This is a genomic window from Halomonas sp. PA16-9 (genome assembly GCF_009728585.1).
Taxonomy (GTDB): Bacteria; Pseudomonadota; Gammaproteobacteria; order Pseudomonadales; family Halomonadaceae; genus Vreelandella; species Vreelandella titanicae.
This window is the reverse complement of the sequence record NZ_CP040451.1, coordinates 2,484,627-2,507,452: the sequence shown is the minus strand read 5'-3', so window position 1 is coordinate 2,507,452 and position 22,826 is coordinate 2,484,627. Positions and strand designations below refer to the sequence as shown.

Here is a 22,826-nt window from a genome sequence, read left to right as displayed (position 1 = left end):
TGATTCTCCTATTAACGATCGGCGGAAGGAGCGGAAGAGGCATTTAAAGACGGAGCAGGCATAATGCGTACCGGCTGGCTCTGAACGGTGTGTTTGCGCTCGGCCAAGCGGCGGCCTTCGGCAGACTGCAGCGCGCAGTCTTCGTCAGAGGTTGCCGAGAAACGCACCGCTTCTTCTTCCCATACGGCGTCCAATGCTTCGGGGGTGTTATCAGGCGCCTCTTTTTTGACCTGGGGCCGATGCTCTTCGACATCGCCCTCGGCGCCGATTAACGCCAACAGTGACAACGGTACCAGCGCGTGATCCGCTCCCCGCTCCTCCAGCCGTGCCGTCAGCAACGCCAGAATATGGCGTATTTCGCCCAACCAGCGGCCGATCTCGGCTTCATCGCACAGCGAAAGATATTCAAGAAACACCGGTAGATGATCGGGCAGTTCACGGGCATCCAGCTCAAAACCGGCCGCGCTGTACTCGGCCATGAGGTCCACCATGGCCTGGCCACGGTCACGTGATTCACCGTGAACGTGCTCGAATAGCAGCAGCGACGTAGCCCGCCCCTTATCGAACATGGCAACGTACTCGGCCTGCAGCTCAAGCAGGTCGCCCTCTTGGAGACGCTGACACCACTCCATTAGCGACGATTTGAGAGCCGCCCCCAGGCGGCGTTCGGCATTGAGAATTTCGATGAGCTCGCCGCTGGCATCCTGCAGTTCCTGGGTCGGGTAATCGAGCAGGCGGGCCAGTACGCGTAGGCTACGCATACCCTGTAGCGGTTCGAACGACGGCTCTACCGGGGTCGGCGATTGGGTAGCGGCTTCAGTCATGACGAGACTCCTCAAGTTGTGGCTGTGGGTCGAAGACCTCTACCGGTTTTACCAAAACGCTGGTCTGCTTACGGCCGTTAAATAGGTTGGGCTGGCTCTCACCGTGGCAACCATCACCAAAGGTAAAGCCACATCCACCCCGCTCGGGGAAGGCTTCGGTTGCCATCTCACGATGGCTGGTGGGGATCACGAAACGATCCTCGTAGTTGGCAATGGCCAGGTAGCGGTACATTTCTTCCACCTGGGCTACGCTCAGACCTACGGCGTCGAGCACCTCGGCATTAGGGGCGCCATCCACGTGCTTGCCGCGCATGTAGACACGCATCGCCATCAAGCGCTTGAGTGCCAATACCACGGGCTCCTCTTCACCGGCTGTCAACAGGTTAGCCAGGTACTTCACCGGGATACGCAGTGATTCGATCTTGGGCAGGATGCCATCGAACTCTACATGCCCCGCCTCAGCGGCGGACTGAATCGGCGACAGCGGCGGCACGTACCACACCATCGGCAGCGTGCGGTATTCCGGGTGCAGCGGCAGCGCCAATCCCCAGTCGATAGCCATCTTGTAAACCGGTGAGGCCTGGGCGGCTTTGATGACGTTATCCTGGATGCCATCCCGCTTGGCCTGGGCAATCACTTCCGGATCGTTGGGGTCGAGGAAAATCTCGCACTGGCGGTGGTAGAGATCACGCTCGTCAGGGGAGCTGGCCACTTCTTCAATGCGATCTGCGTCATACAGCAGCACGCCGAGATAGCGAATGCGGCCCACACAGGTCTCGGAGCAGATGGTCGGCTGACCGGCCTCGATACGCGGGTAGCAGAAGATACACTTCTCGGACTTACCGCTTTTCCAGTTGTAGTAGATCTTCTTGTAGGGACAGCCGGAGATACACATACGCCAGCCACGGCACTTGTCCTGGTCGATTAGCACGATGCCGTCCTCTTCCCTCTTGTAGATGGCACCGCTCGGACAAGCCGCGACACAAGTAGGATTCAAACAGTGCTCGCACAGGCGCGGCAGATACATCATGAAGGTGTTTTCGAACTGGCCGTAAATATCTGCCTGCACCTTGTCGAAGTTGGCGTCTTTGCGCCGCTTGGCGAACTCGGTGCCAAGAATCTCTTCCCAGTTCGGGCCCCATTCGATCTTTTTCATACGCTGACCGGAAATCAGCGAGCGCGGACGCGCCACCGGCTGGTGCTCACCGATCTTGGCGGTATGCAGGTGTTGGTAGTCGAACGTGAACGGCTCATAGTAGTCATCCATCTCGGGCAGGTCGGGGTTGGCGAAAATGTTCGCCAGCACCCGCCATTTGCCACCAATACGCGGTTCAATCCGACCGTCGTTACGGCGCATCCAGCCGCCCTTCCACTTGGCCTGGTTCTCCCACTCCTTGGGATAGCCGATACCGGGCTTGGTCTCGACATTGTTGAACCAGGCGTACTCCATACCTTCGCGACTGGTCCAGACATTTTTGCAGGTCACCGAACAGGTGTGGCAACCAATACACTTATCAAGGTTGAGAACCATGCCTACCTGGGAACGAATTTTCATTTCACGGCCTCCTGAACGCTGTCATTGCCTTCACCATCCAGCCAGTCAACGTGTTTCATCTTGCGCACTAACACGAACTCATCGCGATTTGAGCCGACAGTGCCGTAATAATTAAAACTGTAAGAGAGCTGCGCGTAGCCGCCGATCATATGGGTTGGCTTGGGGCAGACACGGGTGACCGAGTTGTGAATACCGCCCCGCGTGCCGGTGACCTCAGAGCCAGGGACGTTCACGTTGCGCTCCTGGGCGTGGTACATCATCACCATGCCCGCTTTGACCCGCTGGCTGACCACTGCCCGCGCGGCAATCGAGCCGTTGGCGTTGTAGACCTCGATCCAGTCGTTGTCCTCGATATCGATCTCAGCCGCGTCCGCCTCGGAGAGCCACACCACCGGGCCGCCTCGGTTAAGCGTCAACATCAGCAGGTTGTCCGAGTAAGTAGAGTGGATGCCCCACTTCTGGTGCGGCGTGAGAAAGTTCAGCGCCTTCGTTTTAAAACCGTTGTCGGCAGGCAGCGTGAAGCCTTTGGCCGCCTTGGTATCGATGGGCGGACGATAGACCAGCAGGCTTTCGCCGAAAGCGCGCATCCAGGCATGATCCTGATAGAACTGCTGACGACCACTCACGGTGCGCCATGGAATCAGCTCGTGAACGTTGGTGTAACCGGCGTTATAGGAGACATACTCATCCTCGAGGCCGGACCAGGTCGGGCTGGAGATAATCTTGCGCGGCTGGGCGACGACATCGCGAAAGCGGATTTTTTCGTCATGTTTGGGCCTTGCCAGGTGAGTATGATCACGCCCGGTAATTTTGGAGAGTGCATCCCACGCTTTTACTGCCACGGCGCCGTTGGTTTCCGGTGCCAGGGTTAGAATCATCTCGGCAGCATCGATAGCGCTGTCGATCAACGGACGTCCTTTATGCGGGCCATCCAGCTTGCGATGGTTGAGTTTGCCCAGCAGCTCGACTTCCGCATCGGTATTCCAGGCGATGCCCTTGCCGCCGTTACCGATGCTTTCCAGCAGCGGCCCTACGGAGGTGAAGCGCTCATAGGTTTCGGGATAGTTGCGCTTAACCTCAATCAGCGATGGCATGGTCTTGCCAGGAATCGGCGCGCATTCGCCCTTCTTCCAATCCATCACCGCCGGTTGGGCCAACTCTCCTGGCGAGTCGTGCTGCATCGGCAGCGTGACCAGGTCGGTCTCTTCGCCCAGGTGGCCTACACACACCTTGGAAAACGCCTTGGCAATACCCTTGTAAATATCCCAGTCGCTGCGCGATTCCCAGGCCGGATCAGTGGCGGCAGTCAAGGGGTGAATAAAGGGGTGCATGTCAGAAGTGTTAAGGTCGTCCTTCTCATACCAGGTCGCCGTAGGCAGCACGATATCCGAGTAGAGGCAGGTGGTGGACATGCGGAAATCCAGCGTCACCAGCAGGTCGAGCTTGCCTTCCGGCGCCTCGTCACGCCATACCACTTCTTCGGGCTTCTGGCCGCCGAAGTCTCCCAGATCTTTACCCTGAATACCGTGGCGAGTACCCAGCAGGTACTTGAGCATGTACTCATGGCCCTTACCGGAGCTACCCAGCAGGTTGGAGCGCCAGATGAACATATTACGCGGGAAGTTCTCTGGCGCATCCGGGTCTTCCGCTGCAAAGCGCAGTTCACCGCTCTTGAGCTGCTGAAAGCATAGTCGGCTGTCGACATACCCGCGGCTTCGGCTTTTTTCGCTAGGCGTAGCGGGTTAGTGTCCAGTTGTGGTGCTGACGGCAGCCAGCCCATGCGCTCAGCACGCACGTTAAAGTCAATCAGGCTACCGGGGTAATCCTCGGCCTTGGCCAACGGCGAAAGAATTTCTTTAATCTCGAGCTTCTCGTAGCGCCACTGGGAGGAGTGACTATAGAAGAAGGAAGTAGAGTTCATGTGGCGCGGCGGGCGCTGCCAGTCGAGGCCAAAGGCCAAAGGCGTCCAGCCAGTCTGCGGACGCAGTTTTTCCTGACCAACATAGTGGGCCCAGCCGCCACCGCTTTGACCGATACAACCACACATGACCAGCATGTTAATCAGGCCGCGGTAGTTCATATCCATGTGGTACCAGTGGTTCATACCGGCACCGACGATGATCATGCTACGGCCGTTGGTTTTATTGGCGTTGTCGGCAAATTCACGGGCAATGCGGGTGCACTGCTCTGCTGGGACACCGGTAATTTTCTCCTGCCACGCGGGGTATAGGGGCGAATCTGATCAAACGAGGTCGCGCCATCATCTTCGCCGTCGCCGACAAAGCCACGGTCGATACCGTAGTTGGCACACATCAGATCAAAAACGGTGACCGCCAGCATTTCGCTGCCATCGGCTCTCTTTAACCGCTTGGCGGGCAAATTGTGGAACAGCAGGTCGTCAGCAGCGCCGACACCGGCCCCTTTGACGTGTTCAAAGTGTTCGTGCTCAATGCCACCGAAATAAGGAAACGCCACGCGAGCGACGCTATCGTGGTGATTGGCCAAACTCAGTAACGGCTTGATCTCGGTGCCTGCGGCATCCAGCGATTCCAGGTTCCATTTGCCCACTTCATCGCCGGTCTCACCCCAGCGGAAGCCGATGGAGCCGCGCGGTACCACCAGCTGGTCGCGGGTTTCGTCCCAGGCGACGGTTTTCCACTCGGGATTGTTTTCCTGGCCAAGGGCAGCATCAAAATCACTGGCACGCAGTTGGCGACCCGGTGCGAAGCTGCCATCTTCACGCACTTCCAGTTCCACCAGGAACGGCATGTCGGTATAGCGGCGCACATAATCAGTGAAGTAAGCACTGGGGTTCTCAAGGTGGAATTCCTTGAGGATGACATGGCCCATGGCCATCGCCAGGGCGGCATCGGTACCCTGCTTGGCGGACAGCCATTCGTCGGTGAGTTTGGAAACCTCGGCATAATCCGGGGTGATCGAAACCGTCTTGGTGCCTTTGTAACGTACTTCGGTAAAGAAGTGGGCATCCGGGGTACGCGTCTGGGCACGTTGGAGCCCCAGGCAATAATGTAGCCGGAGTTGTACCAGTCAGCGGACTCAGGTACGTCGGTCTGCTCGCCCCAGGTCATCGGTGACGCCGGCGGCAAATCGCAGTACCAGTCGTAGAAGCTCATGCAGACGCCACCAATCAGCGACAGGTAGCGACTACCTGCGGCGTAACTGACCATGGACATGGCAGGAATCGGCGAGAAGCCGAGAATACGGTCGGGGCCGTACTGCTTGGCGGTGTAAACGTTAGAAGCAGCGACCAGCTCGTTGAGCTCGTCCCAGTTACCGCGAACGAAGCCGCCCATGCCGCGAGCACGTTTGTACTGTTTGGTCTTGGCGGGGTCTCTTCGACAATAGACGCCCAGGCGTCTACCGGGTCTGGGTTAGCCTTGAGCGCTTCGCGCCATAGCGCCAGCAACGGCTTGCGAATCAACGGGTACTTGAGGCGGTTGGCGCTGTACAGATACCAGGAGTAGCTGGCGCCGCGCGGGCAGCCACGCGGCTCATGGTTAGGCAGGTCGGGACGGGTACGGGGGTAGTCAGTCTGCTGGGTTTCCCAGGTAACTAAACCGTTCTTAACGTAGATCTTCCAGCTACAGGAGCCGGTGCAGTTCACCCGTGGGTGCTACGCACTACCTTGTCGTGTTGCCAGCGGGCACGATAACTATCTTCCCACTGGCGGGATTCGCTGCGTAGCTCACCGTGTTCGTTGGCAAAAGGCTCGCGGGACTTGCGGAAGAAATTCAGCCGATCTATGAAGTGACTCATGGTCGATCTCCAGGCTCCTCGGAAATTTGCATACCCGACAGTGCGGGTTCCATGGAGTGGATTCTGCGTGATCGACAAGCGAATTACTGCGTGATTACCTCCATATACACCCTATCTACCCCCAAGGTGATAGAGCGGCCAACGTAAAGGAATAGACGGTTGGCACTGTTGAAATTACACCGTGCGCGAATAACGGTTTTCCGTTGGTTTCAGGTAGGCGTCGAACGCCATGGCCAGGTTGCGGATCATCAACCTCCCTGAAGGCAGCACCTCGATTTCATGGTCGCGCAAAGCAATTAACCCGTCGTCCGCCATCTCTTCGAGGCTCGCCAAGGCACTCGCGAAGTAGCTGCGAAAATCGATATTGTGCCGGGCCTCGATAGCGGCAAATTCAAGTCGGCCGTGACACATCAGGGTATTAATGACATCGCGGCGCAGGCGGTCGTCATCGCTAAGGCGATAGCCACGGAAGACCGGTAAATGCCCTTCATCCAAACGATGCTGATACTGGGCAGTTTCCTTGACGTTTTGGCTGTAGGTATCGCCCACCTTACCAATCGAAGTAATGCCCAGCCCAATCATGTCGCAGTCGGCGTGGGTAGAGTAGCCCTGAAAATTGCGCTGCAGAGTGCCATTTTCACGGGCCAGGCTCAGCTCGTCATTCGGAAGGGCGAAATGGTCCATGCCGATGTAGACATACCCTGCGGCCGTCAGGCGGTTAATCGTAAGCTCCAGCAGCTCCAACTTACGCTCGGGTGGCGGCATGTCTTCGGGGCTAATTAGCCGCTGAGCTTTAAACAGTTCGGGCAGATGGGCGTAGCTATAAGCGGCAATGCGATCCGGTTGCAGGTCAATAATCTTGGTTAGCGTCGTATCGAAACTCGCCACCGTCTGCAGCGGTAAACCGTAAATCAGGTCAACGCTGACCGATTCAAACCCCCCTCGCGGGCAGCCTTGACCAGGGATACCACCTGCTCTTCACTCTGGACGCGATTGACCGCTTGCTGCACGTCGTGATCGAAGTCCTGAACCCCGAAGCTCAACCGATTGAAGCCCAGCGTGTAGAGCTCGTACACCTGTTCGGGTGTCACGGTGCGAGGGTCTACCTCCAGCGAGAATTCACGCTCTTCAGGTGCGGCGAAGTGAAAGGCTTCGTCCAGCGCCGCCATCAGTTCGCGTAGCTGGGCATTGCTTAAGTAGGTTGGGGTGCCGCCGCCCAGATGCAGTTGGGTCATTTGGCGGGTGGTATCGAACAGCGCTCCCTGAACACGTATCTCCTGTTTTAACCACTGGAGGTATTCGGCAGCTCGCTCGGTATTATGAGTAATGATTTTTTGCAGGCGCAGTAGTAGCACAGGCTTTTGCAGAACGGGATATGCACATAGACCGAAAGCGGCTTGGGTACTGCGACCCGATTACTGCGCTCGGCGGCGCTACGGTAATCATCCTCGGCAAACGCGGCATGAAACTGGGGCGCAGTGGGATAAGAAGTGTACCGCGGGCCTGGGCGGTCATATTTCTCTACCAGGGGGCGATTGAAGAGCAGTTCATCTTGCATGATCGAAGTAGGTCTCTGAAAAGGGGCTCTAAAAGAGGTCTCTGAAATGGAACTCTGGAAGTGGGTGCAGCAAGCATTGGTTAATATTCATACAATATACGTTTTAAAAACTGCCTGCATCCAGCTTGCCTACTCTGCAGCGTTATCCTCTTTTGAAAGCCACCCCGATATGACCTGTGTCAAAAGCCGACAAAAAATAGGTGACTAAAATGCTCGGACTTTTCCCGCAAGGAGTCTCGCTATGGAGCTTGTATGTCCCGCTGGCAACCTGCCCGCCCTAAAGCGCGCTGTAGATGAAGGTGCCGACGCTGTCTATTTCGGTTTCCAGAACATCACCAACGCACGGCAATTCGCCGGGCTAAACTTTACCGACAAACGTGCCCGCGAGGGGATCGATTACGCCCACCGACATGGCAAACGCGTTTTTTGCGCCATTAATACCTATCCCCAGCCCGATGGCTGGGAACACTGGACTCGGGCCGTGGATCAGGCCGCCGAACTGGGCGTGGATGCGCTGATTCTCGCCGATATGGGACTGCTCGACTACGCTACTCGCCATCACCCCGAGATCTCTCGGCACCTCTCAGTGCAGGGTTCGGCGACCAGCCATGAAGCGCTACGCTTTTACCACCAGCATTTCGGCATCAAGCGCGCCGTACTGCCAAGGGTGCTGTCAATCACTCAGGTACGCGACCTGGCCAAGCAAACACCGGTAGAACTTGAGGTGTTCGCTTTCGGCAGCCTGTGCATCATGGCCGAAGGACGCTGCTATCTCTCCTCCTACCTGACCGGCGAATCGCCCAATACCCGGGGCGTCTGCTCGCCAGCGGCTCATGTCCGCTGGGAAGAAACGTCAGAGGGCTTAGAGTCGCGCCTTAACAATGTTCTTATCGACCGCTACGCCGAAGGCGAGCGCGCGGGCTACCCCACCCTATGCAAGGGTCGCTTCGAGGTGGCGGGCGAGACCTATCACGCCATTGAGGAACCCACCAGCCTCAATACCCTGGAGCTATTGCCGGAGCTACGCGACCTGGGTATTAGCGCCGTCAAAATTGAAGGTCGTCAGCGCAGCCCCGCCTATGCCTCTAAAGTGGCCGGGATCTGGCGCCAGGCGCTCAACCGCCTAGAGGCTCAGCCTGAGCGCTTTGATCCAGAACCCGCCTGGATGGCAGGCCTTGCCGAGCTTTCCGAAGGTGCCATCACTACCCTAGGCGCCTACGAACGCCGCTGGAAATAGGAGCCTACTATGCCGAACACTACACCTCCCCTATCACCGACCTTATCAACCGGCCCTCTTCAACTCTCCCTCGGGCCGGTGCTTTTTTACTGACTCGGCAACGCTACGCCGACTTCTACCGCGAGGCGGCCGACTGGCCGGTAGAGATTATTACCCTGGCGAAACCGTCTGCTCGCGGCGCCGCGATATGAAACTGGACGACTGGCTAGGCATTGGGCGCGAGCTCAGCCAGGCGGGCAAGCAGGTAGTACTCGCCAGCCAGACCTTGATCGAGTCCGAAGCCGACCTGCGTGACTTGCGCAAGCTGTGTGACAACGGTGATTTTATCGTCGAGGCCAATGACCAAAGCGCCCTGCAACGACTCTCCAGTGCCGGACTGCCGTTCATCGCCGGTGCTGCGCTCAACCTCTACAACCCGGCGACACTGGGCGTTATGGCCCGTGCCGGCATACGGCGTTGGCAAGCGCCGGTGGAAATGTCACAGCAAGACTTAGCCAAACTTATTAACGATTGCCACCGGGCAGGCGTTCCCCACCCATGCGAAGTATTCGCCTACGGGCATCTCCCCTTGTCCTGGTCGTCACGCTGTTTTACCGCCCGGCGTCACCAAACACCCAAAGACCGCTGCAAATTCGTCTGCCAAAAGTACCCCGAAGGCTTGGTGCTACGTTCACAAGAGTCCCGGGATGTTTTTAACCCTGAACGGTATTCAAACCCTTTCCAGCGCCTGCCAGGATCTGCGCCATGAAACTTACGGTCATGGCGGAGATGGGGGTATCAGTGGCACGTCTCAGCCCACGGGCGGAAGGCATGGCCGAGGTGGTCACGGCTTTCGACCAGGCCCGCCACGGCAGGTTACCTACGCCCGATCCTTTAACGCTGGTGGATGCTGAAATCTGCGACGGTTACTGGTTCGGCCGACCGGGTATGGATAACACCCGCACGATGACCAGCTAAAACATAGCCTAGGCACCACCACGCCTTACTATTTTTCCTCACCATTTTTGACCTGGATCATTTATTGCAAAATCCTGAACGCTTACCCTCTAACACCACATATAGTATTTATTTTTATTAAATCTAGCATATATAGGTGAATTAGGTGAAAAGCTCCACAAGCGTTCAGGTAGCGAAGCATCATATTGACGTCGCCTCGACGGTCAATGAGTACCTCCAACGCGCCGACTGGCGTGTTCACGCCAATGCCAACCAGGGCTATTCATTGGGCGGTTTAATCCTCAACGTCTCGGGCAAGTTGATAGCCAACTACTGGCTCGATGAGATTTACCCCCACGCCGTAGGAGAAGCTCATCGGGAAGGTGATTTGCATATTCACGACCTGGATATGCTGTGCGGCTATTGCGCCGGCTGGTCGCTGCGTACTTTGCTGCTAGAGGGATTTAATGGGGTACCGGGACGAGCCGAAAGCAACCCGCCCCGCCACCTCTCAAGTGCCCTCGGGCAAATGGTTAATTTTCTTGGCACCTTGCAGAACGAGTGGGCCGGGGCACAAGCCTTCAGCTCTTTCGATACCTATCTGGCACCCTACGTGCGCAAAGACAGCCTCACCTATGCACAAGTCAAGCAGGCACTTCAGGAATTCATCTACAACCTCAATGTGCCTTCGCGCTGGGGTAGCCAGACGCCCTTCACCAACCTAACCTTCGACTGGGTCTGCCCCGACGACTTGCGCCAACAGGTACCGGTTATCGGTGGAGAGGAGCAGCCGTTCAGCTACGGCGAACTACAGGTTGAAATGGACTTAATCAACCGGGCCTATTTGGAAGTGATGGAGGCCGGTGACCGCCACGGACGTGTGTTCACCTTCCCCATACCCACTTATAACATCACCCATGATTTCGACTGGGAAAGCGACAACGCCGAGCGGCTCTTCGCACTGACCGCCAAGTACGGCTTGCCCTACTTTCAAAACTTTCTCAATTCGGATCTGGAACCCCACATGGTGCGTTCCATGTGCTGCCGCCTGCAGCTTGATTTGAGTGAACTGCTCAAACGCGGCAACGGTCTGTTCGGCAGTGCGGAGCAAACCGGATCGTTGGGAGTAGTGACGATCAACTGTGCCCGGTTGGGTTACCGCTTTGCCGGCGACCGGGCCGGGCTGTTCAGCGAGCTGGATCGCCTTCTGTCGCTCGGGCGCGATAGCCTCGAACTCAAGCGCGAGCGCATTCAGCAACTAATGGATCAGGGGCTCTACCCCTTTACCCAGCGCTACCTGGGCACGTTACGCAATCATTTCTCTACTCTGGGTGTGAATGGGCTCAACGAAATGGTGCGCAACTTTACTGGGGATCGCTGCGATATCGCCGACGCCCAAGGGCTACAGCTGGCACTGGATCTTCTTGACCACGTTCGGGAGCGGATGCGCGAATTTCAAGAACAGACCGGCCACATGTATAACCTTGAAGCCACCCCGGCAGAGGGCACCACTCACCGCTTTGCCCGGGAGGATCTGACGCGCTTTCCTGACATTCTTCAAGCCGGTACACCCGAGGCGCCCTACTACACCAATTCTAGTCAATTGCCGGTGGGTCATACCGATGATCCCTTTGAGGCACTGAGCCATCAAGACCCCTTACAGACTCGCTACACCGGTGGCACGGTATTGCATCTCTATATGCGCGAACGGATTACCTCGGCCTCCGCCTGTCGCAAGCTGGTTAAAACGGCGCTCTCTCACTTTCGCTTACCCTACCTCACAGTCACACCCACCTTTTCGATCTGCCCGGTGCATGGCTACCTGTCGGGTGAACATGAGTTCTGCCCCAAGTGCGACGAAGCACTTTGGGCAAAAACGGCGAGCGCAATCGACGCCGCCACGGCTTGAGGCATTTGCCTCACTTTTTCTCAACTCGTTTAAGGAACACGCTAATGCAAACCTCTCAATATGCTAGCTTGCCCACTGAGCAGCGCCAGCGCTGCGAAGTCTGGACCCGCGTCATGGGCTACCACCGCCCGGTAAGTCAGTTCAATATCGGCAAACGTGCCGAACACCAGGAGCGACGCCATTTTACTGAAGCCGCCGCCTCTCGGTAGCTAGCCCTCACTTTTCTCTAACGACAGCTGGGGGGTCTGGCTACAGGCGCCCCAGCAGGGGGATATCACTATGGCTATGCAGACGACACTTGACGACATCACAACTAAATTATCTTCGGTTCGGCTGCCGATTGCCGGCCTTGTGCCCATGACCACACTGGATTATCCCGATCATCTGGCGTGTGTTGTCTTTCTCCAAGGCTGCCCGCTACGCTGCGGCTACTGCCACAATCCCAACATGATCCCGTCGCGCCGAGGTGAACCCCAGGAGTGGCAAGCGATACGGGAATTCCTGAGCACCAGGCAAGGCCTGCTGGAAGCGGTGGTTTTCAGCGGTGGTGAGCCCACCCTGAATGCCGGTTTGTCCGATGCAGTAAAGGAAGTGAAAGCATTGGGCTTTAAGGTGGGACTACATACCGCCGGCCCTTATCCTGACCGCCTCACCCAGCTATTACCGCACCTTGACTGGGTGGGGCTGGATGTAAAAGGACGCGGAAAAGAGTTTGACCGCATCTGCGGCCGTCCCGGCATCTGGCAGTTGCATGCCCGCAGCTTGGAAGCTTTGCTCGACAGCGGACTCAATTTCGAGTGCCGTACCACCATTCACTGGAAAGATTTTCAGCTTGCCGATGTGGAACGCCTGGCACTGAGTCTTGCCGACTGTGGGGTACGCCACTATGCGCTGCAGGTGGCCCGCAGCGAGCAATGCTTCGATCCCACCTATTCTCAGCCAGTTGCCAATACTCCATCTACAGCTCAGATGAATGCGCTGGTAAGCCGTTTGAAACCGTACTTTGACCAGCTTGAGCTAAGGCAATAACGCTTTCCTTCTTGACTCAGGTCAGCATTAGTACCCCCATGTTCTGATTGCAACTTACTGAACGTTCATACAACATGTTTCTTTTACAGTTGGATTACTCTCGGAGCAAAGCACACTCCATGCATCTCACTCGATTCACCGATTATTCAATACGCGTGTTGATCTTCCTCGCCGTGAAAGGCGAAGAGCGTTCTACTATCAATGAGATCGCAGAGACCTTTGATATTTCTCGCAATCACCTGATGAAAGTCGTTCAGGAGCTTAGCCAGAAGAACTACGTTACCGCTATTCGGGGCAAGAACGGTGGCCTATTGCTCACGCGAGACCCCGCTACTATCGTGCTGGGTAAACTCGTGCGCGAAATGGAACATGGCATGGAGCTAGTCGAGTGCTTTCATAGCGATAACAACTGCATCATCACCCCTTCTTGTCGGCTCCAGCCCATTCTAAACGAAGCATTGTCAGCGTTTCTGGAGGTGCTTGACCGCTATACCTTGGCAGATGTGTTGTCCAATCGTTACCCGCAGTTGGCAGGACTAATGCGTATCCCCACCGTCAATGTCTGACAATCACTAGAAACAACCCTATTAATTTCAGCTAAGGAAATTCTGCATAGTTGCTCTACAATAAATGCATTAAAAATGCATTTTAACGCGCTATTAATGGTTCCCACTTTGCCGAATGAGGTTCTCTATGGCTATTTCCCCATCCTCCATGCCCTCCGCATCTCACTCCGCGGCCACTTCAACGTCGACTTCCTCTAATACGTTTAAGAAAAACCGCGGACGTGGCACGGCTATCGTTGTCTATATGCTCTTTCTGGGTAGCGTATTAGCGGTGGTCACCGCCCCATAGGGGTACTCATTGCCCACATGAAAAGAAACGATGCCGAGGAGTGGGTCGCTTCCCATTTGCAGTTTCAGATTAGAACGTTTTGGTTAGGGCTATTAGGCGGGGTGTTGTTCACTGCCATTTGGCATCTACTGGGCTGGATCGGGCTACCGGCAGTAGCCCCCTGGGCTCTGGGCTACCTCTATTTTACAGCCTGCCTGATCTGGATGGTGGGCCGTTGCGGGGTAGGCATTACCCGCCTCACCAACAACCGTCCAGTGGCTAACCCACGCAGTCTTGCCTTTGGCGGTGCCCGGGTCACCCTGGCTGATCGCTAATGAGCGTTTGAATACCTCAATGGTTTTAATACGCCTGCATCCGGACGGATGCAGGCGCCATCTATTATTCGTTCAACCATCCTGACCATCGACTCGCGCCTGCATCAACGGCCAAGTGTAGTGCACGACGAATATTGCGTAGGCAACGCACCAGAAGATGATGCTCAGCGTATAGGTCCAGTGGGTGATCTGGGGAAATAACGCCAAGACGGGTGAGCGCACCAAGGCGGCTATTAGCATTAAGCCCAGCGCCACACCAATACCGGGCAAAGTGCGTATGGGGCGGCCCGTATGACCTAGCGAAACCCTGGCCATCATGGCCAGCATCATGGTGCCCATGCCACCAATGGTCAGGGCGTGCACGGCAAGTTCAACGCGCATCAGCCCCATGAGTGCCAAGACCCACATGATAAGCCCTAGCGGAATGCAGGCGTAGCTACCGTGCAGCCCCCAAAGTAAAGGTTCACGCCAGCTATGCAGCCCACCCCAGCGCGCCATGCGAACAGTGTTGGCCAACGCCGCCAAGAGCATCACTCCCCCCATTAATAAAGCAGGAATGGCAACCCCCAACATGATGACCAGCTGCAGCACGACTACGCCAGCCGTACTCACCAGCGTTACTCCTTCGAGTAAAGCAATAGGTTCAGGTTTTGGGCGCCCCAGACGATTGGCAGTGAACATGGCAATCACACGCCCGCCAACGACTGTCATCATCAGTGTGATTAACAGTACGGCCAAGTAGGCGGCTTGGCGGATCAGCTCGGCGTCACCCTGCATCACCCCTAAGTGCATCGCCAGGTTAGCCGTGGCAAACAGCAACAGCGCGGGAATAAAGATCAGGTTGCGCCAACGCTTTGCGGTAATGACCAGACGCGCCATAACAATGGCGACCACTGGAAGAAATGCAAGGTCAACCGCCAGCAGCAGCCATCCTGGCAAATCCATGGGAAAAGCCATCAGCACCCTACCTAATAGCCATAACGCCACCAGACCCAGTAGCGGCCCGCCGTTTAAACTTGGCAAGCCTGTCCAGTTTCGTACAGCGGTAAGCAAAAACCCTCCGATCACTGCTGCGGCAAAACCAAACAACATTTCATGCTGATGCCAGAACACCAGGCCGCCATAAGGGCGCAGCAAAATAATGCCATGCCAAAAGCCCAGCCATACCAGTAGAGATAAAATACTGAACAGCGCGGCCAACAGGAAAAAGGGCCGAAAAGCCAGACGCAGCAACGGTAGTTGCTTGAGCTTGGAGGCAGGCTGGGAAGAGGTGATGGTTGGCATAGCATAATACCCCACTGAATTACTTGGATTTGCATTGTGCGTCAGGCTAATAACAAAAACCATGACAAGTATCAAAAATGCATCTTATAGGCTCAAATAAGCTACTTCGTCACTCAATGACAGACGCTTTTGCATTGTCTTCAGGCCTTGTTATTCAAATGACTAGCAGCCCCCTCTCCTTAACAAAGCCCCTTGATGGTTGGTATTTATCGCTTTTAGCGTTAAGATGCATCTGCAATGAATCTTAACGCCTGAGGTATTATCCGTGCTAACACATGAGCAGGAAAAGCTGATCAACGCGACAGCTCCCGTCGTGGCCGAACACCTGAATGCGATTACACAGCGCTTCTATCCGCTGATGTTTACCCGCTACCCAGAGGTCAAGCCGCTCTTTAATGAGGTTCATCAGCAAAGCGGTGGTCAGCCCCGTGCCCTGGCCAACGCCGTGTTGGCCTATGTGCAACTACGCAGTAATCCAGCTCAGGCGCGTGCTACTCTGGATGTTGTGGTCAGTAAACACGTCTCGCTAGGCATTCTTCCCGAGCAGTACCCTATTGTCGGTGAATGCCTGCTGGCAGCGATTGGCGAAGTGCTGGGTGACGCCGTCACCCCGGAAATCGCCGATGCGTGGGGCGCTCTATATAACGAGCTTGCCGCCCTGTTAATCGACCTCGAAGACCAGCGCTATCGTGAGTTTGAGCAGCGCCCAGGCGGATGGCGCGGCACACGCCGTTTCAAGATTGCCAGTACCCAGCAGGAAAGTGCTTTAATTCGCTCTTTTATCCTTGAGCCCGAGGATGGTGGTCGTGTGGCTGACCATGAGCCAGGTCAGTATATCGGTGTACGTCTAACCATTAATGGCGAGCTGGTTTATCGGCATTACAGCCTCTCAGACACGCCAAATGGTCAAGGCTATCGAATCTCGATCAAACGCGAAGAACAGGGCCAAGTCAGCCGCCACTTCCACGATGTCTTACAACCCGGCGATACCTTGGAGCTGTTGCCGCCAGCAGGTGACCTCACGCTGATTGAAGGTGACGAACCTCTGCTGCTTGCCAGCGGCGGCGTTGGGCAAACGCCCCTGCTCCCCATGGCAAGACATGCCTTGTCCCTTGGGCGGCAAGTCATCTATCTACACGCTGCCCTGGATGCCGACCACCAGGCCTTTAAAGGCGAATTAGAAGCGCTGAAGAGCGAGTATCCTCAACGTCTTAAGGCTGTCCGCATTCATGAGCGCGGCAACGAAGCCGAACATATTGGTCGTATCGACCGCAGCTTATTAGCTCACTACCTGCCTGATCTTAAGGCGCGCTGCTATTTCGTCGGCCCTCAAGGATTCATGACGGCGATTAACAGCGCTTTGTCCGAACTGGGTGTCGACGAGGATCGCCGACACTTTGAGCACTTTGGCCCCTCACGCCCCCTCGACGCAGCGTAATAATGGGCGGCCTCGGCATATACCCGGGGCCGCTTGTGAACAGTTCAGAAGCCTGGGTCATTCTTTACCTACCAAACGCTCCAGCCCCAACAACAGTTCCCCCAAACGCCCTTGTGCAAGGCCTTCCTCGCAACCGTCAAGTAGATTCTTGAGCGTCAACCCCAGCTCTGTATCCCCTTCAATGATTAAGCGACGCTGGAAAAACAGGCTGTCGGGATCCTCGCGGCGCGTGGCAAGGCACAAGAATTCACGCCAACCTCCACGAATGGTTGCCTCGCCTTTCTCGCTACATAATATTAAGCGCTGCGATTCAAGCGTCAGACTTAGCGTCACACCTAAATCGGCGATGGTGAGGCTAATGCGCCGACCTTCCAAAGCATCGAATTCCCCCTCTGCGAGCGGTATAGCAAAAGTACGGTTGAGTAAAGGCTCGACTATACGTTGCTTAATTGTAAAAGGTACCCGTGGATCAAGGAGACGTATCAAATGGCTAGGCGTTATAGGAGGGGAAATTGAAAAAGAGGGCATGGAAAAAGGTAAAGACAGCAATGACATAACAGTCACTCCGAAGTAAAGGCATCATCGGCAAACACTAGGCCACTGATACTAAGCATTGCCGTGGCGCTGGGTAGTGACGCGTGTCAAATAAAAGAAATATTGCACCAAAATTAACATGTATTTAAAATGCACTTAATATATTGACGAAAACTAATGAGCCCTGATACCTCGGCACAACGCTTACCGAGTGGAGTATTAATGAGGCACGACCTGCCCAATCCCGGCTGGGGGCCGCTTTCAGCGCTACCTGGCAATCCACTGATGTGGGTATTGATACTGAGCGAAATGCTGGTTTTCACCGCCTTCTTTGCGCTCTATGCCGGTCAACGCGCCCTTGACCCTGCACTATTCAATGAATCCCAACATCAGCTTGACCCGGTGCTGGGCGGCCTCAATACCCTGGTGCTCTTGACCAGTGGGCTTTTTGTAGCCTTTGCCGTTGAGGCGATAAGCGCTAAGCGCATACAGCGCAGCCGACAGTGGTTAGGCGCCGCTATACTGTTGGGCGTACTGTTCTGTCTCATTAAGGTTTTTGAGTATACAAGTAAGTTTGCCGCTGGAATAACGCCAGAAACGAACGTTTTTTTTGGTTTTTACTATGGTTTAACCGCCTTCCATTTTGCTCACGTTGTGTTCGGCTTAGCGCTACTAGGCTTAGTGAGCTGGCGCACCTCCACCGAGAACGTAGAAACGGCGGCAGCCTTCTGGCATATGGTGGACTTGATTTGGATCCTGCTTTATCCACTGATTTATCTGCTCAGATAATTTTGTGAGGAAACAATGAGGGCACTGCCCGGTACACGACGTTTACTGATTACTTGGGGCGTATTAATGGCGCTGACCCTGGTTTCCATGGTTTCCGCTCGGCTAGATCAGACCACCGACTGGCAGGTGCTTCCCCTATGGTCAGCCGCCATGATAATGATGGCGACGGGGTTCAAAGCCCACTGTGTGCTCATGGTCTATTTAAACTTGCGCGCCGCGACCCCAGCCTGGAAGGGAGTTTTCATTGCCCTGACACTATTAACGTTAACGCTGATTGCCGCGGGCTACCTGGCCGGTCGCTTTCATTTAGTGGGGTAGCCTCACAGGATTGGATTTAGCGAAGTGCGGAATCAGTACCTCAAGGCCGCTGCGCGGCGTTTGCCCAGGCTTCCAGCGACCGACCCAACCGCATCAAACCATAAACGATAAAGGGAACCAGCAACATCAGCGCCACGCCCCAATCTCGGTTATTGATAAGCCATACCAGCGGCACGACTATCCCTAAAGCGACCAAAGACCACAGACTAATCGCCGCTACGAAGCGCAAGCGCACCATAGATAACCTCCTTAGGAAGCAACAATCTGGCGGTAGATACTCGGCAGCGCCAAGGCGAGATGCTCCGGACGCTGGACAATGGCATAACCCCCTCGCCCAAACAGATGAGGAATATAGCGCCCCGCCTCCCGGTCAATCGTTACCCCGAACACGCGCACTTCTTCCCGTCGCGCTTCAAGTACCGCTTTGCGCGTATCCTCTATACCATAGCGCCCTTCATAATAGTCGGTATCGTTAGGCTTACCGTCGGTCAGAAGTAGCAGCAACCGGTGCCGATTGGGCCGTTTGGCAAGCGCTTGGGAAAGGTGCCGAATAGCGGGCCCCATACGCGTGTAGTGGCCTGGTTTGAGCGCTGCGATCCGCCGTGACACCCGCTCGCCCATTGGCTCATCGAAACTTTTCAGCGTATTGACCCAAACACGGTGACGACGGTGGGAGGTAAAGCTGTGAATGGCATAGTCATCGCCGCACCCCGCAAGGCCGTGCCCCAATACCAGCAGCGCTTCTTTAGCCACATCCAGCACTCGCCGGTCTTCCAGCCAGGCCTCAGTGGAAAGGGATACATCGACCAGGATCGAAACCGCCAAATCCCTCGCCTGGGTACGGCTAGCTTGATAGAGACGGTCGCTGGCTTCACCGGTCGCCGCCAGATCACAGCGGGAGCGAATGACGGCGTCCATATCCAGCTCGCTGCCATCCAGCTGGCCACGTAGCGTCTCACGACGCGGCCTAAGTGCTTCAAACTCGCGTCGGACTCGTCGAATGCGCCGTTTTGTCGTTTCATCCGGCTGCCAGTTCTCCCCTCCTCGCTCTGGACATCGCTGAGTACCACACAGTGGTCAGGCATATAGATTTGCTTACGATGATTCCATTCCGGATAGGTATGGCGCCCACGCAGCCTTCCCCCACTCACCTCACCCGGCGCCAGATCAAGATCAAGCTTTAGCTTGGAAGCCGCCTTCTTACGGTTAGCACTGAGCACAATTTCATCAATCTGATCGGCCGCCTGTTTGGCCTCATCATCGTCTTCATCCTCTACATGACGATTGAGATTGACCATTTCGGCCCAGGAAAGCATCTTTTCGGATGCATTGAGCATTAAAGAGTCATCGCGGTCGGCCTGATCCTGCTCGCGCCGGTCAGCCTTACGTTTACCATGATCATCTTGTAGTGAATTCTTCCCTGCGACCGGTGCCTCATCATCTTCCTGCTCGGTTCGTGCTTTCTTATGGGTACCCAGGGCAACGGCTTGCCCCCATAGCGGCACCGGAAGTGGCGGCCGGTATCCATGCGGCGCATGAAAATTGTCCAAAGACAGGGTCTCGTCGAGGATGGCGATATGCATCACTTCGGCCCAGCCAGCCTCGGGCGGCGTTTCTCCCAGCTGGGCACAGAGAACGGATTCAAGCGCTGCTTCCATCGGCGGCAAGCGCTTGCGCTGGGGGCGAATGGCCAGCAATGCCTGACATAATCTGGCGTGGCGCTGAGCGAGCCCAGGGAAATGGGCCAACACTGCCCGAGTCGCCCGGTTTACTTCACGCAGCTGGAGAAGGTCTTGCTGTAGCGGATCTTCGACGACGTGCACATGCTGGGTCGCCGCCAGGTACGCTACCAGCCAAAGGTAGAGGTCCCGGTTCAAGGAAGCCTCGGCGAACAAGGCAATGCGTGGCGGTAACAACAGGCTTTCTTCGTCACGGCGTGCTTGATCGAGCACCTCCTCATCAAGCCCAAGCCTTTGGCGTAAGGATAAGCGATGCGACGAATTACGCCCCGCAATAGCAGCAACATCGATACCCGCCTCGCCACCTCCGGCGCGGAAAAAGACGCCGAGCATGGGCCGCAGCGTTTCAAGACGCACTGCGGCTTCGGGATGGTCAGGGTAACTTGCCGCACTGGAAGCCCAACGGTGCCAATGGCGGCCTACAAACTCCTCGACTTCAAGAAAATCAAGCATGCCGTGCCCTCACCCAAAGGTTGCTTGAATGGCTTCCATCAGCCCTTCCTGAACATCTGCGTCATCACTCAGCGGCTCCACTAAGGTAGCCCGGGCAGCTTCCAAAATGGGCACCCCGGCGGCAATCAGGGTAGCGCAGTAAACCAATAGGCGAGTAGAAACACCCTCTTCTAAATCCTGCCCCTTCATGGCCCGCAGGCTGGCGGCAAGATTGACCAGCGCGGCGCACTGCTCACCGGGCAAACCACTCTCCCGCGCGACAATATCGCGCTCGACTTTGGGTGGTGGAAAATCAAATGACATGGCCAGGAAGCGCTGGCGGGTACTCGGTTTAAGCGATTTGAGAATATGCTGATAGCCAGGGTTATAAGACACTACCAGCATGAAGTCATCCGGCGCTTCGAGCAGTTCCCCGGTACGTTCCAACGGAAGTAGTCGGCGGTCATCGGTCAGCGGGTGAAGCACCACGGTGACATCTTTACGCGCCTCCACCACCTCATCGAGATAGCAGATCCCCCCTTCGCGCACTGCTCGAGTAAGCGGGCCATCGACCCAGCGGGTCTCACCGCCCTGCAATAGATAGCGGCCTGTAAGGTCGGCTGAAGTCAGATCGTCGTGACATGAAATAGTGAATAGCGGACGGCCCAGCTTCGCGGCCATATGGCTAACAAAACGTGTTTTACCACACCCGGTGGGGCCTTTAAGTAACAGCGGCAAACGTTGACGAAAGGCGTGCTCAAACATAGCGCATTCGTTGCCGACATTCTCGTAGAAAGGTATTTCACGCTCATCGATAGGATTAGCGACAGAAGAAAGAGGCATGGGAAGACTCCATTGCCGGAAAATAAATAAATAAAGAAAGAAAGCAAAAACGGCCCCGCAGGGCCGTTAAGTTCAGGCCGAGCCTGCCCCAGCTGTAATTTGTGTGCCGCCGGCTGGCACCTGCTCTCGGGCGGGCCCGAAGAAGGAGTAGAGCAACATGATCGCCCCCACGGCCACGGCCACACCAGCGCCCAGACGCATGATGTAGAACAGGCCTAATTGATCCTGCACTTCCATGTAATTCATGCCCAGGACGCGCTGTAAGTGAGTCTGCACGACCCCGGCGAAGGTCAGGGTAAACGTCATGAAGCACATGGCACTGGTGACGATCCAGAAGCCCCACATGTTCAGCACTTGGTTATAAGGCTGCACACGGCGGATCTGCGGCATGGCGTAGGTAATCACGCCAAGAATCAGCATCACATAAGCACCATAGAAAGCTAGATGGCCATGAGCGGCGGTTACCTGAGTGCCATGGCTGTAGTAATTCACGAACGAGAGGGTATGCATAAAGCCCCACACACCAGCGCCGAAAAAGGCAATGGTTGGGCAGCCTAAGGCCCATAGCATGGCCGCTTTATTAGGATGGTTACGACTGCCCTTCCAGAACATGGTAAAGGCGAATACCACCATGGCGAAGAAAGGCGCCACTTCAAGCGTCGAGAAGATACTGCCGATGGGCTGCCAGTAGCCAGGTGCGCCAATCCAGTAGTAGTGGTGCCCGGTGCCCAGCAGGCCGGAGAACAGTGCCAATCCAACAATGATATAGAGCCATTTTTCGATCACTTCGCGATCCACACCGGTCATTTTGATCAGCAGGTAACCCAGCAAGGAAGCCATGATCAATTCCCATACGCCTTCCACCCAGAGGTGCACCACCCACCACCAGTAGAGTTTATCCACCGCTAGATTGGTCGGGTTGTAGAAAGCGAATAACCAAAATACTGCCGCTAGCCAGAGCCCCAGCATTAACACCAGATTGATAGCGGTCTTGCGGCCCTTGAGCAGCGTCATGCTGGTATTGAAAAGAAACATTAGAAAAGAAATGGTGATGAGTATTTTCACCCAGAACGGTTGCTCAAGAAACTCGCGCCCTTCATGGATACCGAACTGGTAGCCGACCAGAGCAGCGACGCCAGCAAAAGCAAAGATCGCCAGCTGGATATACGCCAGATTGGGACTATGAATTTCCCGCTCGGCTTCCTCTGGCATCAGATAGTAGGTACAGCCCATAAAACCGATTAGCAGCCACACAATCAACAGATTGGTATGGCTGACACGCATGATATGAAAGGGCATCACTTCGGCCATAAAGTTGGGCCAAGCATAGACGGTGGCGGCCAGTAGTCCGAAGACTATTTGTAGCGTAAATAGCGCCATGGCCACCATAAAAAAGGGTAAAGCAACCTTCTGGGTTTCATATTTCATTGTACGGTTCTCCTTGATTCATCCTTC

The 22,826-nt window shown here is 55.7% G+C and carries 21 protein-coding genes and 2 pseudogenes; 12 read left to right on the top strand and 11 right to left on the bottom strand.

Annotation, left to right across the window (positions count from 1 at the left end; genetic code table 11):
* Positions 1-11: 11 nt before the first annotated feature.
* From narJ to hemN, 4 genes and pseudogenes are all read right to left on the bottom strand, one after another.
* Positions 12-824 carry a nitrate reductase molybdenum cofactor assembly chaperone gene (gene narJ / locus FDY98_RS11535; RefSeq protein ID WP_035537388.1) on the bottom strand — a complete coding sequence of 271 codons (813 nt, stop codon included), beginning with the start codon at positions 822-824 and terminating at the stop codon, positions 12-14.
* Positions 817-2,379: a nitrate reductase subunit beta gene (gene narH / locus FDY98_RS11530; protein ID WP_009286654.1), complete on the bottom strand. Its 1,563-nt coding sequence runs from the start codon at positions 2,377-2,379 to the stop codon at positions 817-819. Before narH ends, narJ begins: the two co-directional genes overlap by 8 nt.
* Positions 2,376-6,156: pseudogene (locus tag FDY98_RS11525) on the bottom strand (nitrate reductase subunit alpha). The gene narH and the pseudogene FDY98_RS11525 overlap by 4 nt, the downstream one beginning before the upstream one ends.
* Before the next feature lie 174 nt (positions 6,157-6,330).
* A pseudogene (hemN, locus tag FDY98_RS11520) lies at positions 6,331-7,714 on the bottom strand (oxygen-independent coproporphyrinogen III oxidase).
* A gap of 241 nt (positions 7,715-7,955) precedes the next feature.
* On the opposite strand from hemN, the gene ubiU reads away from it, so the two are divergent.
* The 9 genes from ubiU (at position 7,956) to FDY98_RS27835 (ending at position 13,994) form a co-directional block, all read left to right on the top strand.
* Positions 7,956-8,951, top strand: coding sequence for a ubiquinone anaerobic biosynthesis protein UbiU (ubiU, locus tag FDY98_RS11515; protein ID WP_027959386.1), 996 nt, complete (start codon positions 7,956-7,958; stop codon positions 8,949-8,951).
* 187 nt (positions 8,952-9,138) lie between these two features.
* Positions 9,139-9,699: a U32 family peptidase gene (locus FDY98_RS27850; RefSeq protein ID WP_340146501.1), complete on the top strand. Its 561-nt coding sequence runs from the start codon at positions 9,139-9,141 to the stop codon at positions 9,697-9,699.
* A complete protein-coding gene (locus tag FDY98_RS27845) occupies positions 9,696-9,908 on the top strand; it encodes a hypothetical protein (RefSeq protein ID WP_340146500.1) in 213 nt (70 codons plus the stop codon). The genes FDY98_RS27850 and FDY98_RS27845 overlap by 4 nt, the downstream gene beginning before the upstream one ends.
* 145 nt (positions 9,909-10,053) lie before the next feature.
* On the top strand, positions 10,054-11,796 hold the full coding sequence (locus FDY98_RS11505) for a ribonucleoside triphosphate reductase (protein ID WP_051430429.1): 1,743 nt from the start codon (positions 10,054-10,056) through the stop codon (positions 11,794-11,796).
* Positions 11,797-11,840: 44 nt separating this feature from the next.
* Entirely contained in the window at positions 11,841-12,005 is a 165-nt protein-coding gene (gene nrdD, locus FDY98_RS11500) for an anaerobic ribonucleoside-triphosphate reductase (protein ID WP_027959384.1), read from the top strand.
* 70 nt (positions 12,006-12,075) lie between these two features.
* The gene (locus FDY98_RS11495; protein WP_027959383.1) at positions 12,076-12,825 is read left to right on the top strand and encodes an anaerobic ribonucleoside-triphosphate reductase activating protein; all 750 of its coding nucleotides are present in this window, start codon (positions 12,076-12,078) and stop codon (positions 12,823-12,825) included.
* Between the two features lie 119 nt (positions 12,826-12,944).
* Positions 12,945-13,391: an Rrf2 family transcriptional regulator gene (locus FDY98_RS11490; RefSeq protein WP_022523538.1), complete on the top strand. Its 447-nt coding sequence runs from the start codon at positions 12,945-12,947 to the stop codon at positions 13,389-13,391.
* Between the two features lie 127 nt (positions 13,392-13,518).
* Complete coding sequence (locus FDY98_RS27840; RefSeq protein WP_340146499.1) at positions 13,519-13,680, top strand: hypothetical protein; 162 nt, start codon at positions 13,519-13,521, stop codon at positions 13,678-13,680.
* A gap of 17 nt (positions 13,681-13,697) precedes the next feature.
* Entirely contained in the window at positions 13,698-13,994 is a 297-nt protein-coding gene (locus tag FDY98_RS27835; protein WP_340146498.1) for a hypothetical protein, read from the top strand.
* 72 nt (positions 13,995-14,066) lie between these two features.
* Here FDY98_RS27835 and FDY98_RS11480 read toward each other — a convergent pair whose 3' ends face one another.
* Positions 14,067-15,278 (bottom strand): NnrS family protein, encoded by a 1,212-nt coding sequence (locus FDY98_RS11480; protein WP_027959381.1) that lies wholly within the window; start codon positions 15,276-15,278, stop codon positions 14,067-14,069.
* Positions 15,279-15,543: 265 nt separating this feature from the next.
* On the opposite strand from FDY98_RS11480, the gene hmpA reads away from it, so the two are divergent.
* Positions 15,544-16,716 carry an NO-inducible flavohemoprotein gene (gene hmpA / locus FDY98_RS11475; protein WP_027959380.1) on the top strand — a complete coding sequence of 391 codons (1,173 nt, stop codon included), beginning with the start codon at positions 15,544-15,546 and terminating at the stop codon, positions 16,714-16,716.
* Positions 16,717-16,773: 57 nt separating this feature from the next.
* Here hmpA and ubiT read toward each other — a convergent pair whose 3' ends face one another.
* Positions 16,774-17,271, bottom strand: a complete 498-nt coding sequence (gene ubiT / locus FDY98_RS11470; RefSeq protein WP_051430430.1) for a ubiquinone anaerobic biosynthesis accessory factor UbiT — start codon at positions 17,269-17,271, stop codon at positions 16,774-16,776.
* A gap of 156 nt (positions 17,272-17,427) precedes the next feature.
* Between ubiT and FDY98_RS11465 the strand changes: the two genes are divergently transcribed.
* On the top strand, positions 17,428-18,039 hold the full coding sequence (locus FDY98_RS11465; RefSeq protein WP_231500677.1) for a cytochrome c oxidase subunit 3 family protein: 612 nt from the start codon (positions 17,428-17,430) through the stop codon (positions 18,037-18,039).
* A 15-nt stretch (positions 18,040-18,054) separates the two neighbouring features.
* Entirely contained in the window at positions 18,055-18,357 is a 303-nt protein-coding gene (locus FDY98_RS11460) for a cytochrome C oxidase subunit IV family protein (RefSeq protein WP_027959377.1), read from the top strand.
* Positions 18,358-18,397: 40 nt separating this feature from the next.
* Here the strand turns inward: FDY98_RS11460 and FDY98_RS11455 are convergent, their stop codons facing one another.
* From FDY98_RS11455 to FDY98_RS11440, 5 genes are all read right to left on the bottom strand, one after another.
* Entirely contained in the window at positions 18,398-18,595 is a 198-nt protein-coding gene (locus FDY98_RS11455) for a hypothetical protein (RefSeq protein WP_022523544.1), read from the bottom strand.
* Positions 18,596-18,606: 11 nt separating this feature from the next.
* Positions 18,607-19,110: a nitric oxide reductase activation protein NorD gene (locus tag FDY98_RS27830; protein WP_340146497.1), complete on the bottom strand. Its 504-nt coding sequence runs from the start codon at positions 19,108-19,110 to the stop codon at positions 18,607-18,609.
* Entirely contained in the window at positions 18,996-20,549 is a 1,554-nt protein-coding gene (locus tag FDY98_RS11450; RefSeq protein ID WP_340146496.1) for a hypothetical protein, read from the bottom strand. Before FDY98_RS11450 ends, FDY98_RS27830 begins: the two co-directional genes overlap by 115 nt.
* Before the next feature lie 9 nt (positions 20,550-20,558).
* A complete protein-coding gene (locus FDY98_RS11445) occupies positions 20,559-21,371 on the bottom strand; it encodes a CbbQ/NirQ/NorQ/GpvN family protein (protein ID WP_009286643.1) in 813 nt (270 codons plus the stop codon).
* A 72-nt stretch (positions 21,372-21,443) separates the two neighbouring features.
* Positions 21,444-22,799, bottom strand: coding sequence for a cbb3-type cytochrome c oxidase subunit I (locus FDY98_RS11440; RefSeq protein WP_009286642.1), 1,356 nt, complete (start codon positions 22,797-22,799; stop codon positions 21,444-21,446).
* Between the last annotated feature and the right edge of the window lie 27 nt (positions 22,800-22,826).

Bases quoted from the DNA above. Each gene is read 5' to 3' on its own strand.
- narJ (WP_035537388.1), bottom strand. From the start codon at position 824: ATGACTGAAGCCGCTACCCAATCGCCGACCCCGGTAGAGCCGTCGTTC.
- narH (WP_009286654.1), bottom strand. From the start codon at position 2,379: ATGAAAATTCGTTCCCAGGTAGGCATGGTTCTCAACCTTGATAAGTGT.
- ubiU (WP_027959386.1), top strand. From the start codon at position 7,956: ATGGAGCTTGTATGTCCCGCTGGCAACCTGCCCGCCCTAAAGCGCGCT.
- FDY98_RS27850 (WP_340146501.1), top strand. From the start codon at position 9,139: ATGAAACTGGACGACTGGCTAGGCATTGGGCGCGAGCTCAGCCAGGCG.
- FDY98_RS27845 (WP_340146500.1), top strand. From the start codon at position 9,696: ATGAAACTTACGGTCATGGCGGAGATGGGGGTATCAGTGGCACGTCTC.
- nrdD (WP_027959384.1), top strand. From the start codon at position 11,841: ATGCAAACCTCTCAATATGCTAGCTTGCCCACTGAGCAGCGCCAGCGC.
- FDY98_RS11495 (WP_027959383.1), top strand. From the start codon at position 12,076: ATGGCTATGCAGACGACACTTGACGACATCACAACTAAATTATCTTCG.
- FDY98_RS11490 (WP_022523538.1), top strand. From the start codon at position 12,945: ATGCATCTCACTCGATTCACCGATTATTCAATACGCGTGTTGATCTTC.
- FDY98_RS27840 (WP_340146499.1), top strand. From the start codon at position 13,519: ATGGCTATTTCCCCATCCTCCATGCCCTCCGCATCTCACTCCGCGGCC.
- FDY98_RS27835 (WP_340146498.1), top strand. From the start codon at position 13,698: ATGAAAAGAAACGATGCCGAGGAGTGGGTCGCTTCCCATTTGCAGTTT.
- FDY98_RS11480 (WP_027959381.1), bottom strand. From the start codon at position 15,278: ATGCCAACCATCACCTCTTCCCAGCCTGCCTCCAAGCTCAAGCAACTA.
- ubiT (WP_051430430.1), bottom strand. From the start codon at position 17,271: ATGTCATTGCTGTCTTTACCTTTTTCCATGCCCTCTTTTTCAATTTCC.
- FDY98_RS11465 (WP_231500677.1), top strand. From the start codon at position 17,428: ATGAGCCCTGATACCTCGGCACAACGCTTACCGAGTGGAGTATTAATG.
- FDY98_RS11460 (WP_027959377.1), top strand. From the start codon at position 18,055: ATGAGGGCACTGCCCGGTACACGACGTTTACTGATTACTTGGGGCGTA.
- FDY98_RS11455 (WP_022523544.1), bottom strand. From the start codon at position 18,595: ATGGTGCGCTTGCGCTTCGTAGCGGCGATTAGTCTGTGGTCTTTGGTC.
- FDY98_RS11450 (WP_340146496.1), bottom strand. From the start codon at position 20,549: ATGCTTGATTTTCTTGAAGTCGAGGAGTTTGTAGGCCGCCATTGGCAC.
- FDY98_RS11445 (WP_009286643.1), bottom strand. From the start codon at position 21,371: ATGCCTCTTTCTTCTGTCGCTAATCCTATCGATGAGCGTGAAATACCT.
- FDY98_RS11440 (WP_009286642.1), bottom strand. From the start codon at position 22,799: ATGAAATATGAAACCCAGAAGGTTGCTTTACCCTTTTTTATGGTGGCC.